At 64.5% G+C, this 14,623-nt stretch carries 12 protein-coding genes and 2 pseudogenes; 10 read left to right on the top strand and 4 right to left on the bottom strand.

Annotated features, from left to right (window positions below; genetic code table 11):
• Positions 1–5: 5 nt before the first annotated feature.
• Entirely contained in the window at positions 6–761 is a 756-nt protein-coding gene (locus L6444_RS22090; RefSeq protein WP_236977267.1) for a hypothetical protein, read from the bottom strand.
• A 555-nt stretch (positions 762–1,316) separates the two neighbouring features.
• On the opposite strand from L6444_RS22090, the pseudogene L6444_RS30800 reads away from it, so the two are divergent.
• From L6444_RS30800 to L6444_RS22075, 3 genes and pseudogenes are all read left to right on the top strand, one after another.
• Positions 1,317–1,499, top strand: a pseudogene (locus L6444_RS30800) (FAD-dependent oxidoreductase); the annotation flags it as partial.
• A gap of 188 nt (positions 1,500–1,687) precedes the next feature.
• Positions 1,688–2,500 carry an FAD-dependent oxidoreductase gene (locus L6444_RS22080; protein WP_236977266.1) on the top strand — a complete coding sequence of 271 codons (813 nt, stop codon included), beginning with the start codon at positions 1,688–1,690 and terminating at the stop codon, positions 2,498–2,500.
• A 258-nt stretch (positions 2,501–2,758) separates the two neighbouring features.
• A complete protein-coding gene (locus L6444_RS22075) occupies positions 2,759–4,285 on the top strand; it encodes a PEP-utilizing enzyme (protein ID WP_236977265.1) in 1,527 nt (508 codons plus the stop codon).
• Positions 4,286–4,340: 55 nt separating this feature from the next.
• Here L6444_RS22075 and L6444_RS22070 read toward each other — a convergent pair whose 3' ends face one another.
• On the bottom strand, positions 4,341–4,961 hold the full coding sequence (locus L6444_RS22070) for a TetR/AcrR family transcriptional regulator (RefSeq protein WP_236977264.1): 621 nt from the start codon (positions 4,959–4,961) through the stop codon (positions 4,341–4,343).
• A gap of 89 nt (positions 4,962–5,050) precedes the next feature.
• On the opposite strand from L6444_RS22070, the gene L6444_RS22065 reads away from it, so the two are divergent.
• The 7 genes from L6444_RS22065 (at position 5,051) to L6444_RS22040 (ending at position 13,620) form a co-directional block, all read left to right on the top strand.
• Positions 5,051–6,397, top strand: coding sequence for an NAD(P)/FAD-dependent oxidoreductase (locus tag L6444_RS22065; protein WP_236977263.1), 1,347 nt, complete (start codon positions 5,051–5,053; stop codon positions 6,395–6,397).
• Positions 6,394–7,515, top strand: a complete 1,122-nt coding sequence (locus L6444_RS22060) for a spirocyclase AveC family protein (RefSeq protein ID WP_236977262.1) — start codon at positions 6,394–6,396, stop codon at positions 7,513–7,515. The genes L6444_RS22065 and L6444_RS22060 overlap by 4 nt, the downstream gene beginning before the upstream one ends.
• A gap of 44 nt (positions 7,516–7,559) precedes the next feature.
• Positions 7,560–8,393: a hypothetical protein gene (locus L6444_RS22055; RefSeq protein ID WP_236977260.1), complete on the top strand. Its 834-nt coding sequence runs from the start codon at positions 7,560–7,562 to the stop codon at positions 8,391–8,393.
• Positions 8,390–9,601 carry a spirocyclase AveC family protein gene (locus L6444_RS22050; RefSeq protein WP_236977259.1) on the top strand — a complete coding sequence of 404 codons (1,212 nt, stop codon included), beginning with the start codon at positions 8,390–8,392 and terminating at the stop codon, positions 9,599–9,601. The genes L6444_RS22055 and L6444_RS22050 overlap by 4 nt, the downstream gene beginning before the upstream one ends.
• A gap of 149 nt (positions 9,602–9,750) precedes the next feature.
• Positions 9,751–11,961: a molybdopterin-containing oxidoreductase family protein gene (locus tag L6444_RS22045; RefSeq protein ID WP_236977258.1), complete on the top strand. Its 2,211-nt coding sequence runs from the start codon at positions 9,751–9,753 to the stop codon at positions 11,959–11,961.
• Positions 11,958–12,515 (top strand): 4Fe-4S binding protein, encoded by a 558-nt coding sequence (locus tag L6444_RS30795; protein ID WP_459551872.1) that lies wholly within the window; start codon positions 11,958–11,960, stop codon positions 12,513–12,515. The genes L6444_RS22045 and L6444_RS30795 overlap by 4 nt, the downstream gene beginning before the upstream one ends.
• On the top strand, positions 12,415–13,620 hold the full coding sequence (locus L6444_RS22040) for a ferredoxin (protein ID WP_459551871.1): 1,206 nt from the start codon (positions 12,415–12,417) through the stop codon (positions 13,618–13,620). Before L6444_RS30795 ends, L6444_RS22040 begins: the two co-directional genes overlap by 101 nt.
• Before the next feature lie 88 nt (positions 13,621–13,708).
• Here L6444_RS22040 and L6444_RS22035 read toward each other — a convergent pair whose 3' ends face one another.
• Together L6444_RS22035 and L6444_RS30790 are read right to left on the bottom strand one after the other, a co-directional pair.
• Entirely contained in the window at positions 13,709–14,203 is a 495-nt protein-coding gene (locus L6444_RS22035) for an LLM class flavin-dependent oxidoreductase (RefSeq protein ID WP_255730844.1), read from the bottom strand.
• 19 nt (positions 14,204–14,222) lie between these two features.
• Positions 14,223–14,597, bottom strand: a pseudogene (locus tag L6444_RS30790) (LLM class flavin-dependent oxidoreductase); the annotation flags it as partial.
• Positions 14,598–14,623: the final 26 nt, after the last annotated feature.

Raw genomic sequence — 14,623 nt, 5'->3', positions numbered from 1 at the left:
ATACGCTATGCGGCCGTCCCGACGCTCGCGGGAGAATCCGTCGACTCATAGCAGTACTTCTCCGCGACAATCGCTTTGTAGAACTGGACGAACGTAACGATGAGGAACGGGACGTACGAGCCGACGGGAAGCCAAAATCCGACGATGCCGTTCCACGCAAAGGGTCCCGAGAAGAAAAAGATCGAAATGAGACCGGTCCCGCCGATCGTTGCCATCCAGAGGTTCAGATACAAGAACCAGCGGGGGAACACCTTTGGTCCCTGGCGCTGAGTGAAGCCGGCCATTGCCACGCAGAACAGCTGCATGCTGAACGTTGGAAAGAACATCAGAAACTCGAGCCACGTCATGTCGTTTATCAGCCGGACCAGCTCTGGCGACCGGTCGGGGCGATAGAAGGCTCCGGCCCAGAATATGAAGGGAAGGATGAAGGCCACTGCGTTCACACAGCCGGCGCCGAACGCAAAGATGCCCCAGAGCGGGACCCGGCGGCCTTCCTCCATGCGTGCTACCTGGAGGGCGACCATTGCCGACCATGGCACCAGCAAGGCACTGCCCAGCAAGCCGACGAGGATTCCGAATTTGACCCACGGCAGCCTGGGACCGAATTCCGCCATCAATTGGGCGCCTGACAACTGGGGCGATGGTGGGGGAATGAAGTGCGATAAGGGCATGAGTCCCACGAAGAACAGCACTCCGAACCCGATCCCGCAGCCCCAGAGCGCAAGTTGAAGTCGTTGGTGGGCAAACTGCGCTGGCGTCACGACTTGTCCTTCCTTACCCCTCTGACTCAGGGCATAGTGTGACCGTGTCGATCACGGATACCGGATGATATTGCCCCCAATTGCGAGGGCGACCGGCATGTGCACGTCAATTATCGTACGGCGCTTTGCAGGTCGACCAAATCGAGCCTGAATGGTGCTGCTGGCATCTGTTCCTCGCTTAATGAGATAGTATGTATCACAATAAAGGGCAGGTCAAGGATCGTGGTGTAAGCAGACGTGGCTACCGGCGTGAACCTACTTTCACCTGCGCCGCGTGGTCCACGGCGGGCCGGCTCGATCATGCCGAACGCACTCTGGGCCAGCTTCGACACGTCGTCGCCCGTTGCATGACCGCGTGCAGGACTCGGCATAGGCGGACTCCGGGCGTGCGCCGCGGACACGGTTGCCGAGACGGGTGGTGATTGATTCTGCGCAGCCGCCGGCTGTGGTAATTTGGGCCAACGATAACGATCGTTTACAGATGCATTGGCGGGCCGAGCGGAGTCATCTCATGGAACCTGCAGGGGTGGGAATCGAACGCTGGGTCGACCGCCCGTGACCTCGGTCGTCGTGGTGGGCGCGGGGCTGTCCGGACTCGCTGCCGCGTACCGCTTGCAACAAGGCGGCGCCACAGTCACGGTGCTCGAATCCGGTAGTGGGCCGGGCGGTCGCGTGCAAACGGAGTGTCACGGCGGCTATATCGTCGATACCGGCCCGGACGCCCTGACGGCCGGCTACGCGAGTTACCTTACAGCTGGTGCAGGATCTGGGCCTGCAGAGCCGTCTGGTGGACACCAGCGCGGTCATGGGTCTGGTCCGGCAGGGACGCGTGATCGACATCGATCCCGAAAATCTGCCGAAGCTGCCCTTTACGCCCGCATTGTCGACGTTGGGGGAAGCTGCGTCTTGCTGCCGGGTTCCTCCGATTGCGGAAGGCGATCAAGGGCGTCGACTCCTACGATATGGGCCGGTCGGCGTCGTTGGACGACCCGGATGTCTCGGCGCGAGACTTCGCCCTGCGCTATTTCGGCCGTGAAGTGGCCGACTATCTCATCGATCCGATGATGCGCCTTACCACCGGTTCGGGCGCGCGGCACGCATCGAGTGTGAATGTGCTTGGCGCACTGGGTGCTTGGTCGGGTGGCCTACGTAGTCTGCGCGGCGGGTTGGCGACGGTTCCCGATGAACTCGCGTCGAGACTCGACGTGCGCTACGGGGCGACGGTTACTCACGTCAATGAGACGGAATCCGGCGTCATCGTGACCTACATGGACAGTGCGGGCGCCCACGATCTCAGCGCAGAGCACTGTGTCATCAGTGCCATGTATCACCGCGCCGTCGAAATGTGGCCGCCGTTGCTGACGGCGGCGCCGGCGTTCGGTGACAAGCTGCGCAACGTCAAGTTGATCAGCGTGTCCCTCGGTTACCGGGTGCCGACGACCAGCAGGGCCTACACGGTCCTCGTCCCGACCGTCGAGCAGCCCGAAGCGCTGTTGATCTTCCTGCAGCACAACAAATCCAGTGATCGGGCACCCCAGGGACACAGCCTGGTGACTATTTACACCGACACCGCGGTCACCGACAGGTTCCTCGATTACAGCGATGCTCAATTGGAGGCTTGGGCCGCCGGCATCATCGAGGGGACTGTGCCCCGAATTATCCGGACAACGGGAACTATCGGTGGTGACACGTTGGCCATATGCGGGATACCTTGCCGATCCCGGCTTTTGGCGCCGTAACAGCATCCTGCGAGCTTCGCTGCCCACGCAGGGTCCGGTGCAGATAGCCGGCGACCTGTTCGGTGCGGGTTCGATGGAATCCGCTGCCCGTTGGGGTGAGCATGCGGCACGCCGGATTCTGGGCGGGCGGTGACCAATTGACCGTGGAACGCACCGAACCGGTGGCGTGGCCCGATCCGCTTCACGAGCAGAGCGGGCCGGACACGTTTTGGAGCACGGTGAACCTGGCCGAAGCGATACCCGGGGGTGCCGACCCCGATGTCGTGGTCCATATTCTCGATCGGCAACGAGGTGTCGGTGCCGTATGCCTATTATCGGCTCGGAGTGCTGCCTCGACGATTGACCGGCCGAGCCGATAGCGTCGACGAGCGATTCGCCGCGATCTTCTACGGCCGTGCCGCAATGAATGTCACACACCTGCGGCAGATCGCCGATCTCACGCCGGGAACATCCGGGGACGCGATGGAAGAGCAGTTGCTCGGATCGGTGCGCGACGGAGTGCCGAGCGAGAACTCTTGGCGGCGTTTGCCTTTCGTGCTGGCTCGATTCCCCGTGGAGGCCGCCAGGCTGCCGATGCGGTTACAGCGGCTCCACCGTGACCAGCATCGATGGTGGACTGCGAAAACCCAGCCGACGCACGCACGCCCCGGCCGTCTGTTGCTTGCGGAGGCGGTCGAGAAGTTCGACGCGGCCATGCGAATTCACATCATCGCCGTGGCGGTGACGCAGGCTCTTTTCGAACAGCTCGCACGTCTGGCTCGTGCGGCCGGGGACCCGGGGCTGGTGGCCCAGTTAGCGGGAGGTTACGGCGGCTACGAGGAAGCCGAGATGGTCGCTGCCTTCTGGAAGGTTTCGCGTGGCTCTCTTTCGGTCGACGCTTTCGTCGCACGCTACGGCTTCCACGGCCCCGAAGAAGGCGAGGTCTCATCGACTTCGTGGCGCGAAGACCCGAGTCTGGTGACTTCGATCGCCGAGCGGTACGCCCACCACGGGGTCGAGGATCGCGCGACCGAGCAGGACGACCGCCGCGAAAGGCGCATCGCTGCCGAACGAACGCTGTTGGCGAACCTGCCTACACACCAACGGGTCAAGGCTCGGGGCGTGCTGCGGCTCGCGCAGCGTTACCTGCCACTGCGCGAAGTGGGCAAGGCGGCGTTCCTGATGGCACTCGACGTGGCCCGGTTCGCCGCCCGGCGTCATGGTGCCGAACTGGTGGCGAAGGGGGTGCTGGCGCAGGCCGATGACGTATTTGCCTTCACTGTGCCCGAGGTTCTGCGCGGACTCGACGACGGGCGAGACGAAGTGCGTGATGTGGCCGCGCGCCGGCTGGCGCAACGCGCCGAATACCAAACGCTGACCTTCCCGGACCGCTGGGTGGGCATGCCCCAGCCGCGCACCCGCCGGGAGAAACGCGCGGACCTACGAGCCGGCGACACCATCGCGGGCGTTTCGATCACCCACGGTGTGGTCGAGGGTGCTGCCCGGGTAGCCACCAGCCTGGAGGTTGCCGAGGATCTCGAACCGGGGGAGATCCTGGTTTGCGAGGTGACAGATCCGAGCTGGTGCGCGTTGTTTCCCTTGGTGGCGGGCATGGTCGTCGACATCGGCGGTCCGCTGAGCCACGCCGCGATCGTGGCCCGCGAGATGGGCATTCCCTGCGTGGTGAACACGGGGGAGGCCGTCAGCCGGCTCAGCACGGGTATGTGGATACGCCTGGACGCCACCAATGGTGTGGTCACGGTGCTGGACGCCCGGACCGAACCGGCCACCGGTGAATCGGCATGAACGAGTGAAAGAGGCATTCCTCGAGCGGCAGGATCCAGCGACCTACCGGGCGACCTCAGGATCCGCCCGCAGCCGCGTGCACGTATCGAGCAGCGCGTTGCGGGGCGACACCAGCCATCCGCAATAGCGCTTCCGCGCAAGCGAAATCGGCGCGATCCCCCAGGCGTCCGTCGAGGATGCCCCTGATCACCTCGAACGCCGCCGCTATCGACATCGTCAGGGTTGTCTCGAGGTCGTCGATGAGGAAACGTCCTTCAGCCATCCCTCGCTGCAGCAGCGCACCGGCTTGTGGGCGGATGATCCGCTCGAACCGTGACTCGGCCTGTTCGAGTTTCACCAGAAGGCGTGCCAGTGGCGGGTCGTCATAGGCGATACGGACGATGGCCCTCGTCGATGCGACGAGGGCCTCCGCCGGATCGTCGAACTCCGGCGATTCTTCGACCGAGTGCGCGAGCCCGACAATCGTCTCGGCCACCACGGCTTCGACGACGTCCTCCTTGCTCTTGAACTGGTTGTAGAAGGTCCCGAACGCGACGTCGGCGCGCGTGGTGATGTCGCTTATCCGCAGTGCCTCGACGCCGCCCTCAGCGATGATTTCCCGCGCGGCCCGGATCAGGTCGACTCGGGTCTGCGCCTGCCGCCGCGCCGTGCGGGAAAGCCCGTTCGGTGATGCCACGTGCACAGCTTAGAAGCGCGCGCACCGTTCCAGCAATGATTGTCCGATCATTATTGATTTAGCGATCATTTACGCGTTAGGCTGGAGTCATGGGGAAAGACGCGAGGACCGCCGTGGTAGGCGGCGGCATAGCTGGTCTCGCCGCGGCGCGACGGATACAGCGAGCCGGTGGTACGCCCGTGGTTTTCGAGGCGGAGGATCGCGTCGGCGGGCGGATCAAGACGATCCGGCGGGATGGATTCGTTTACGACGTAGGAGCTTTCATTTATCTCGGCAGCTATGCCGAGTCCGCGCAAGAGATGCGCGAGGTCGGCCTCGGACCGCAGATGCACAAATTCAAGGCATTCGGTGCGATGCCACGGGGCGGCGAGTTGAACTTCCTCGACCTCAGCAAGCCGCTGAGCCTGCTGGGTACGCCGTACCTTTCGGGCCGGGCCAAGCTCAAGCTGGCCAAGCTGATGATCTTCCTGGCCAGGCATTGGAAGGACCTCAACTACGCCGATGCGTCGGGCGTTGCCGCCATCGACACCGATACGGTCGCCACCTACAGCCGCCGCGAACTCAGCGAAGAGATCCTTGATTACGTTGCCGCCGTGGTGGTCCGGGGTCCCTGGTTGAGCGACCCGTCGTACGCGTCGGTAGGTCAGCTGTTATGGACCATGAAGAACTTCTTCAAACCGTACTTCTACGGTCTCGACGACGGCATGGACGCGCTGCCTCGGGCAATGGCGGCCGGGCTCAACGATGTTCGGCTGGCGACTCGGGTCACCAACGTCACCGACGCGGGAGATCGCGTCGAAGTCAGCTTCATCCGTGACGGCCGCGAGGTCACCGAGGAGTTCGCCAACGCCGTGGTGACGACGCCGACGGCCAAAGCACTGGAGATCTATCCCCAGATCTCCGGATTCGCCCGGGAGTATTACGAAAACACCGACTACATCTGCAGCGTCAACTGCCACATCGCGTTGGCGGAGCGGCCGTCGAATCCCGCGACGTACATCATGTGTTCGCCGCGCGAACAACCCGACCTGTGCGGTGTCATCGTGGATCACCTCAAAGCCAACAACCGGTGCCCCGACGGCACGGGGATGATCACGACGTTCTGCCGTCACGAATGGTGTCTGGACAATCTGGACAGCCCGGACGAGAAGGTCATCGACTCCGTATTGGGCTTCGTCAAGCCCTATTACGGCGATTTAGGCTCTAGGGTCGTCGACTTCGAGATCGGTCGCTGGCGCAATGTCGTTCCGATCATGCGCAAGGGGCGCTTCCACGCGGTCGACCGCTTCATGCGCGAGACCGACCCCGCCGCCCGTGTGCAACTGGCCGGCGATATCGGGCCGATACCGGGTGTCAACGGCGCCTTGGTGTCGGGGCAGGCCGCGGGGGACCGGATCGTCGAGCAGCTCGTAGTGAGCAGAAAGGTCCCAGCATGAGCACCGCCACCCCCGCGGTGGCCAACGGCCGCCCGATCGCCGTCGCCGACCGACCCGTACCCGCAGTCAAATGGTGGGCCGCCTTCGGCGGTGCGCTGCTCGCATTCCAGGCGTTTGTGTTGGCCCGGTGGGTCACCGGACCGTATTTCAAATCCGTTGATCCCGGGCCGACTCCGATCCCCGGGTGGATGAAGGTGGCGCTGACGTTCTGGCAGATCGCGTTGCCGATCGCCGGGCTTGCGGTGCTGTATTGGTTCGTAGTGCGGCCCTGGCGGCGCGAACGGCGGATCGGGCTCGACGGGCTGATGGTCATCGCGTTTCTGATGCTGTCGTTTCACGACCCGCTCAGTGCGTACGTCGGGCACTGGTACACCTACAACGCGTGGCAAGTGAATATGGGTTCGTGGCTCAACAGCGTGCCCGGTGCACTGGCGCCGGGAACACCGGAGCACCAGGTCGCCTATCCGCTTCTCATCGTGCCGGGCGCCTACATCGTGGTCTTCCTGTTGGTGACGATGATGGGCGCGGCGATCATGCGCCGGGCCCACGCGCGCTGGCCCGCAATTCCCCGAGTTGGGTTGGCCGCCATTTGTTTTGCGGTCATGGTGCCCTTCGATCTGATATTCGAGGGTGTCGTTTTCATGCCGATGGGCTCGTGGGAGTACCCGGGCGGGCACGTCAAGATTTTCGCCGACACCTTTCATGCGTATCCGCTCAACGAGGCGCTGACCACCGGTGCGATCTTCACCATGTTCGCCTGCATCAAGTACTTCACCAACGACCGCGGGCAATCGCTGGCCGAATGGGGCACTGAACAACTCGCCGGCGGACCGGTAAAGGTCACGGCGGTGAGAATGTTGGCGGTCACAGGACTGGTGACGTTGGCGATGACGATCGGATACACATTGCCCAACACCTGGTTCGGTGCGCACTCCACCGAGTGGAACAAAGACATCCAGCAGCGTTCCTACCTGACCTACACGTGTGGCGAAGGCCCAGGTATCGCCTGCCCGGCCCCCGATGTGCCGTTGCTGCGTAACGACAATCGGGACCGGGGGGCCAACGGCCAGGGGTTCGGCCGCAATTATCCCCCGCAGTTCCCGTACGACCGGGGGTGAAAGTCCGCGCGCGGTACGTCTGGGGTGAGGAAGGCACTGGGGTGATGAGCGCTAAGCGCGTGCAGCTTTGGAGCCTGTATTCGGTTTTCGGTTTCATCGCACTCTTTCTGATCGGGTGGGTGCTGTTGGCGCGCATGGTTCCGCCGCCCTCGCCAACGAATTCCGCCGAGCAGATGGCCCGGTTTTTCCGGGACCACCTCGTCGGTATCCGGGTCGGTATGGTCCTTGCGCTCTTCGCCTCCGCGTTACTGTTGCCGTGGGGCGGGGCGATCTGCACGCAGATGCTGCGGGTGGAGGGTTCTCGGGCCCCGCTGACGTGGGCGTGGGCTGCGGCACAGGGGTGCGTGGTCATCGAGTTCGTCTATCCGTGCGCGTTCTGGCTGGTGGCCGCATTTCGTCCGGACGATGCGTCGCGCGTGCAGACGTTTCACGACCTGGGCTGGCTTCCCTTCCTGGGAATCGTCTGTACGGGCATGTTCCAAATGGTCGCGCTGGCAGTGATCACGCTGGGCGACAGGCGCGTTGAGCCGGTCTACCCTCGCTGGTTCGCCTACTTTCAGTTGTGGTGCGTGCTGGGGGTCGGCCTCACGTTCGGAGTGTGGATCTTCAAATCCGGGCCCCTTGCCTGGGACGGCCTGCTCGGCTTCTGGACCCCCGTCATCGCCTACTTCGTGTGGGTTGTCGTCACGACGATCTTGACGGGGCGCGCGATCGTCAACGACGACCAACCACACCCGGGCGGGCACACACTCGCCGATCGGGTCGCGCTGCTCGAGGCCGAACTGACCGCGCTGCGGTTGCAGGTCACACCACCGACCAGATCAGTAGGTGCGGCGGTAAACCGCACCACGCACTCGCGAATGGAGCTGCAGCCGTGAGTATTTCGTTGGGCACCGGGGCAAGAGATCAGTCGGCCGCCGTAGCCGACATCGCGCGACCCGTGGATCCCGAAGTCGGCCGGCGCCGCTGCAGGCCGGTGCTGTGGTGGGCGGCGTTCGGATCTTTCTGGCTCGCCTTCATGGCCTTCGTGCTGGTCCGGTGGATCACGGGTCCGTACTTCCAGCGGGTCCCGGTCGGGCCGAGTGATCCGCCGATGTACATGAAGGTCTTCTTGATGACCCTGCAGGTCACCATGATTCCTGCAATGGCGGCGCTGCTGTGGCAGTTCGTGATTCGGCCGTGGCGACGCGAGCGGACCGTCACCGTGGACGGGGCGCTGACCCTGGCTTTCTGCACGCTGTTCTTTCAGGATCCGCTATCGAACTACTTCGGTCCGTGGATTACCTACAACTCCTGGTCGTTCAACCGGGGGTCGTGGGTAACCAGCGTGCCGGGCTGGTTGTCGTTCGGCGCGCCGGGGGCCACCGTGGTCGAGCCGCCGATGACCATCATCGGCCTGTACGTCGTCATCATGACGATCGCCGTCCGCATCGGCGTGGCGACGTTACGCCGCGTGTCGGGCCGGTGGCCGCGGCTGGGTCAGGTCGGGCGGGCCCTGATCTGCTGGGCCGTGATGTTCGCCTTCGACGTGGTGTTCGAGGGCGTGATCTTCATGCCGCTCGGTGTGTGGACTTACGCCGGCGGACACTTCAACATCTTCGCCGACCGCTACCATGCGTTTCCGCTGCACGAGGCATTCCTGGTGGGAATCCTGTTGACCGCGTACACGTTCCTGCGCTTCAACCTCGACGACCGCGGCAGGACGCTCGTCGAGCGCGGCTCCGAGCGGGTCAAGGCGTCACCGGCCGGGCACGGTGTCATCCGGGCGCTGTCGATCATCGGCGCGGTGAACATGATCTTTCTGGCGGTCTACACACTGCCGCATCTGTTTGTTGGGGCACACAGCCGCACTTGGAACGAGGACATTCAGCGGCGGTCGTATTTCCTGGACGGGATCTGCGGCGCGGGCACCGGCCGCGCCTGCCCCGGGCCGGCTGTGCCACTGGTGCGAAACGACAATTCCGGCGGGGACGGCGGATCCGCCTACGTCGGATCGGATGGCAGACTCCACATCCCGGCCGGGACCGTCCTGCCTTCTCAGGTACCGCTGCAGGTCGCACCCACCCCGGCGCCGGGGCGCCGCTAGCTGCTCGCGCCCGGTGACGTCGGCAGCCGTCCAGCATCGCCGGTGGGTGGCTACCAAAATTCCGGCGTAGGCGTATCAGTCAAAACCTTGCGTCATTAGGTTTGAATCGGGGAGACTACTGTTATCGCCGTCACACCGGGAGCCAGAAGATGACCGTGGAAGAAAAGCCCACCTACTGCCGAATCTGCGAGCCGCTGTGCGGAATGATCGCCACAGTCACCGACGGCCGGCTCACCGCGCTTCGACCGGATGCCGATGACCCGCACAGCAAGGGCTTCTGCTGTGTCAAGGGGCTGTCGATGACCCAGATCGTCAACGACCCGGACCGCGTGACGACCCCGCTGAAACGAGTCGGCGGACCGGGTGAATTCGTGCCGTGTTCATGGGACGAAGCCCTTGACGACATCGCACATCGGCTTTCGGCGCTACGGTCGCGGTTGGGTCCGACGTCCATTGCCTTCCACGAGGGCAACCCACCCTACTTCAGCTTCGCAGCTGCGATGTGGGGTAAGACTTTCGCCAAAGCGATTGGCACACCGTGGTTCTACGGAATCAACTCCGAGGATGGAGCGTCACGGGTCGCCGCGTTCAAGCTGCTCTACGGCCATTGCGCGCACATGCCCATTCCCGACATTCGACGTACGCAGGCGATGCTCATGCTGGGGGCCAACCCCAAGGTGTCGAAGGGCAGCTTCCTGCACGACCCGCACATGCCGCAGCACCTGCGCGAAATCGTCGAGCGCGGCGGACGCGTATGGGTGGTCGACCCTCGCCGGACTACCACCGCCGCCGAGTTCGAACACGTTGGGATCCGGGCGGGCACCGATGCCTGGTTTCTGCTGTCTGTGCTCAACGTCCTGCTCGATCGAGGTCTGTACGACAGCGAGTTCCTCGATCGGTGGACCACGGGCTTCGAGTTCTGGATCGAGGCGGTCAAGGCGTTTCCACCCGAGGAAACTGAACGCTTGACCGGGGTGAAAGCCGACGTCGTGGTGGACATTGCCGAGTACATCGGGCACGCCAGATCGGCGGTGGTGTACGGCCGAACCGGAACGTGCACGCAAAGATTCGGCACCCTGACCAACGTGTTGCAGGACCTGATCAACATCGTCACCGGCAACGTGCAACGCGAAGGTGGCATGGTCTGGGCATGGTCGCCGGTGGCGATAGGGCCGATCGCCGAGATGATGAAGATGGCGACGTTCGACCAGGTACGAACCCGCGTGAGCGGGTTGCCCGACACCTACGGGTTCCTGCCTTCGAGCGCTCTTTCCGAGGAGATCACGACCCCGGGAGCCGGCCAGATTCGCGGCGTGGTGATGATGGGTTCGAATCCGGTCATCACCGGGCCAAGTGGCGGCAAGTTGGCCGAAGCCCTCCAAGAGCTGGAAATCTTTGCGGCGCTTGACTTCTACGTCAACGAGACGAATCGGTACGCGCACTACATTCTGCCGACGACCACAATGTACGAGCGGGAGGACAGCCCGCTGCACTTCACCAACCGATTCGTTCGCCCCAGCCTGCGGGTGACCGAAAAGGTCGTCGACGCACCGGGAGATGCCCGTGAGGAGTGGGTCATTCTCAACGACATCGCCAAGCGGATGGGATTGGGGGGCGCGTACGGCACCGCGATCGAGCGGTTCGTGGCCAGGTTCGGTTTCCAGGCGACCCCGAAGATGCTCGCCGATCTGCTGATACGCACCGGCAGTGTGGGGGACCTGTTTGGGCTGCGCCGCGCCGGGTGGTCGTGGAAGAAACTGGCCCGGCAAGCGCCCCACGGCGTCGTCTTTCACGAGTATCTACCGTTGAGCCCGCTGAAGAAGGTGATCAAGACCGCCGACCGCAAGATCCCCCTGGCCCATCCGACCTTCGTCACCGAGTTCGTGCGGTTGCAGCGGGTGCGGGGCGATGGTGCGGCCGAAGGATATCCGCTACGCATGATCGGTATGCGTGAAATGACCTCGCACAACTCATGGATGCACAACGCATCGCGGCTGATGCCGCCGGGCCGGCGGCATTCCATCCGCATCAATCCCGTCGATGCCGCGGGTCTCGGCATCCGTGATGGCGATCTGGTGAGCGTCACCTCGCCCGGTGGCGAGGTCACGACGCTCGCCACCGTCACCGACGAGATGACGCAGGGCACCATCGCAATGCCGCACGGATGGGGACACACCGGCGGCTGGCGACGGGCGGCCGCGGCGGGTGGCGCGACCTCGAACCTGTTGTCCTCCGAGGTAGAACGCGCCTCGGGATCGTCGGTACTCAACGGGATCCCGGTTCGCGTCGAACGCGTTGAGCCGCAGCCGGATTCATCGGCGCACCGCACTGCGGCGGTAGCGGATCTGGTGCGCCGATGACGCACGTGATCACCCGCGGCTGCTGCAACGACGCCGCGTGCGTCTCGGTCTGCCCGGTCAACTGCATTCATCCCACCCCCGACGAACCCGAGTACAAGAACGCAGAAATTCTCTACATCGACCCGCGGACCTGCATCGACTGCGGCGCCTGCGTGGAGGTGTGCCCCGTTGACGCCATCAAACGCGACGTCGACGTGTCGCCGGCGGAGCGCGACTACCTCGCGCTGAATGCACGATTCTTCGACGGCTTCACCTATCCGCAGCCCGGTTTCATCGAAAGTGTCCGCACCCCTATGAGCGCGGCGCGGCCCGATCGCCTGCGTCTGGCCGTTGTCGGATCGGGGCCCGCCGGGGTGTACGCCGTCGAAGCCGCGTTGGCGGCCACCAACGGCGATGCCGACATCCACGTATTCGAACGACTGCCGGTGCCCTGGGGGGCTCGTTCGGTACGGCGTGGCACCGGATCATCAGGACACCAAGCGGATCACCCGCGGGCTGGAGCGGATCCTGTCCGCGCCTCAGGTCAGCGTGCACCTCAACGTCGAAATCGGTAGACACCTGAGCCACGACGACCTGCTGCGCCATCATCACGCCGTCATCTACGCCGTCGGGGCGGCGCCCGAGGATCGCAGGCTGGACATCGCCGGCGAAGCCTTGCCGGGCAGCCACTCCGCAGCCGACTTCGTCGCCTGGTACAACGGCCATCCCGACGCGGCATACCGCCAGTTCGATCTGTCACACCCGCGAGCCGTGATCTTCGGAAACGGCAACGTCGCGCTCGACGCCGCCCGAATCCTGGTCTCGCGCATCGAAGAACTCGCCCGCAGCGACATCGCCGAGTACGCCCTGGATGCGCTGAGACATTCCGGTGTGGAGGAAGTGTTGGTCGTCGGCCGCCGAGGTCACCGGCAAGCTGCTTACACCACGCCGGAACTGCTCGCGTTATCCAACACCCCGGGTGTCGATCTGTTGTTGGACCCCACCGGACTTGACGGCCTTTCGTCCGAAACGGATTCCGCCAAGGCAGAGTTCGTTGCCACACTTCCCCACACAGGCGGTCAGCGCACCGGCAACAAACGGGTGATCCTCACGTTCCTCAGTTCACCGGTGCGGGTGCTCGGGACCGAGCAGGTGACGGGTGTTCGGCTGATGCGAAATCACCTCAGCCGTAATTCCGCCGGTGCTCAGGTCGTCGATGCCAGCGGCGAGACCTACGACGTGGAATGCGGCTTGGTGTTGCGCGCCATCGGATACCGGGGGCACAGCCTCGATGGACTGCGGTGCGACGACGAGATGGGCACGTTCCTGCACGACCGCGGGCGAGTACTCGACGACGACGGCAGTCCGCTACCCGGCGTCTACGCTGCGGGCTGGGCGAAACGGGGCCCGTCGGGGGTCATCGGCACCAACCGGTCGTGTGCGGGGGAAACCGTAGCGGCTCTCATCGATGACTTCAGCCGGGGAGACTTGCCCGAGCCGCCATGCAGCGCAGCACAATTGCGTCAACTGCTGCACGAAAGGCAACCCGCCATGCTGGATCTGGCGAGTTGGCGGCGCGTCGATCTTTTCGAGCGTGCCCAGGGCCGAGCTGTCGAGCGGCCCCGGATCAAGCTCGTCGACACCGAGCAAATGGTGGATATCGGGCGCTCGGGCCGCTAACCCGGCACCGCGGGGCCGGCTGCGGTGATGCCTGGCGCAAAAACCTTGCACTGCAGGTCATTACGTTTGCGCCCGACCTCGGCGACCGTCAGACCTTCGCCATGACGGTCTCGGCGAAGCGTTCCAGAACGGTCCGGACTGCGTCCGGTTGCGCTATTGGTGCGCCGAGCACCAGACGCGACACCCCAAGGTCGGCGTAGCGCCGGACCTCGCCGGGGTCGGTCATCACCCGTTGATACTGTTCGGTCATCGGCGATATGCCGTAGGAGATCTCGATCTCGCTCGCGTCCCGGCCACTCTGTTCGGCGCTGACCCGCAGCTCCGCGAGCCGTGCGGGGAACTGGTCGTGGGCCACGTCCATCGGCAACCAGCCGTCTCCGACGCGGCCCGCCCGCCGCGCCGCGGCAGTGGTGCTGCCGGCGATGACGATCGGCACCCCGCTCGCGCGCACCGGCAGCGGGAACGCGGTGACGCCTTCGAAGGCAAAGTGCGGGCCATGATGGCTGACATCCGCGCCCGACCACAGCGCTCGCATGGCCGCGATCGCATCCTCGGCCCGTTGAGCGCGGCCCGCCCAGGGCACTCCGCACCGCGGCAAACTCTTCCGCTAGCCAGCCCACTCCGACGCCCAGGATGATTCGGCCGCCCGAAAGGTGGTCCAGGGAGGCCAATTCCTTGGCTAGCAGCACCGGGTTTCGCAAGGGCAGTACCACCGCCGCGGTGCCGAGGAGCAGCGAGGTCTGCCCGGCTAGCCAAGCGAGATGAATGAGCGGGTCGCCCATCGGAGTCTCGACGGGCACCGGGGCCTTGCCATCCGCGCTGTACGGGTAGCGGGATGCGTAATCGCGAGGGAAGATCGAGTGCTCAGCGGTCCAGATCGACTCGAAGCCGGTGGCTTCGCCGGCCGTTGCCAATTCCAGCGCCGCCTCCGGCGCCGCCCACGGGCCGATGTTCGCGGACCACAAACCAAATCTCATGTGGCAATCCTCTGCTCTCGCCACTG

The organism is Mycobacterium kiyosense (genome assembly GCA_021654635.1).
Classification (GTDB): Bacteria; Actinomycetota; Actinomycetes; order Mycobacteriales; family Mycobacteriaceae; genus Mycobacterium; species Mycobacterium kiyosense.
Note: the sequence above shows the minus strand (reverse complement) of the source record. Positions and strands in the feature narration are given on the sequence as shown.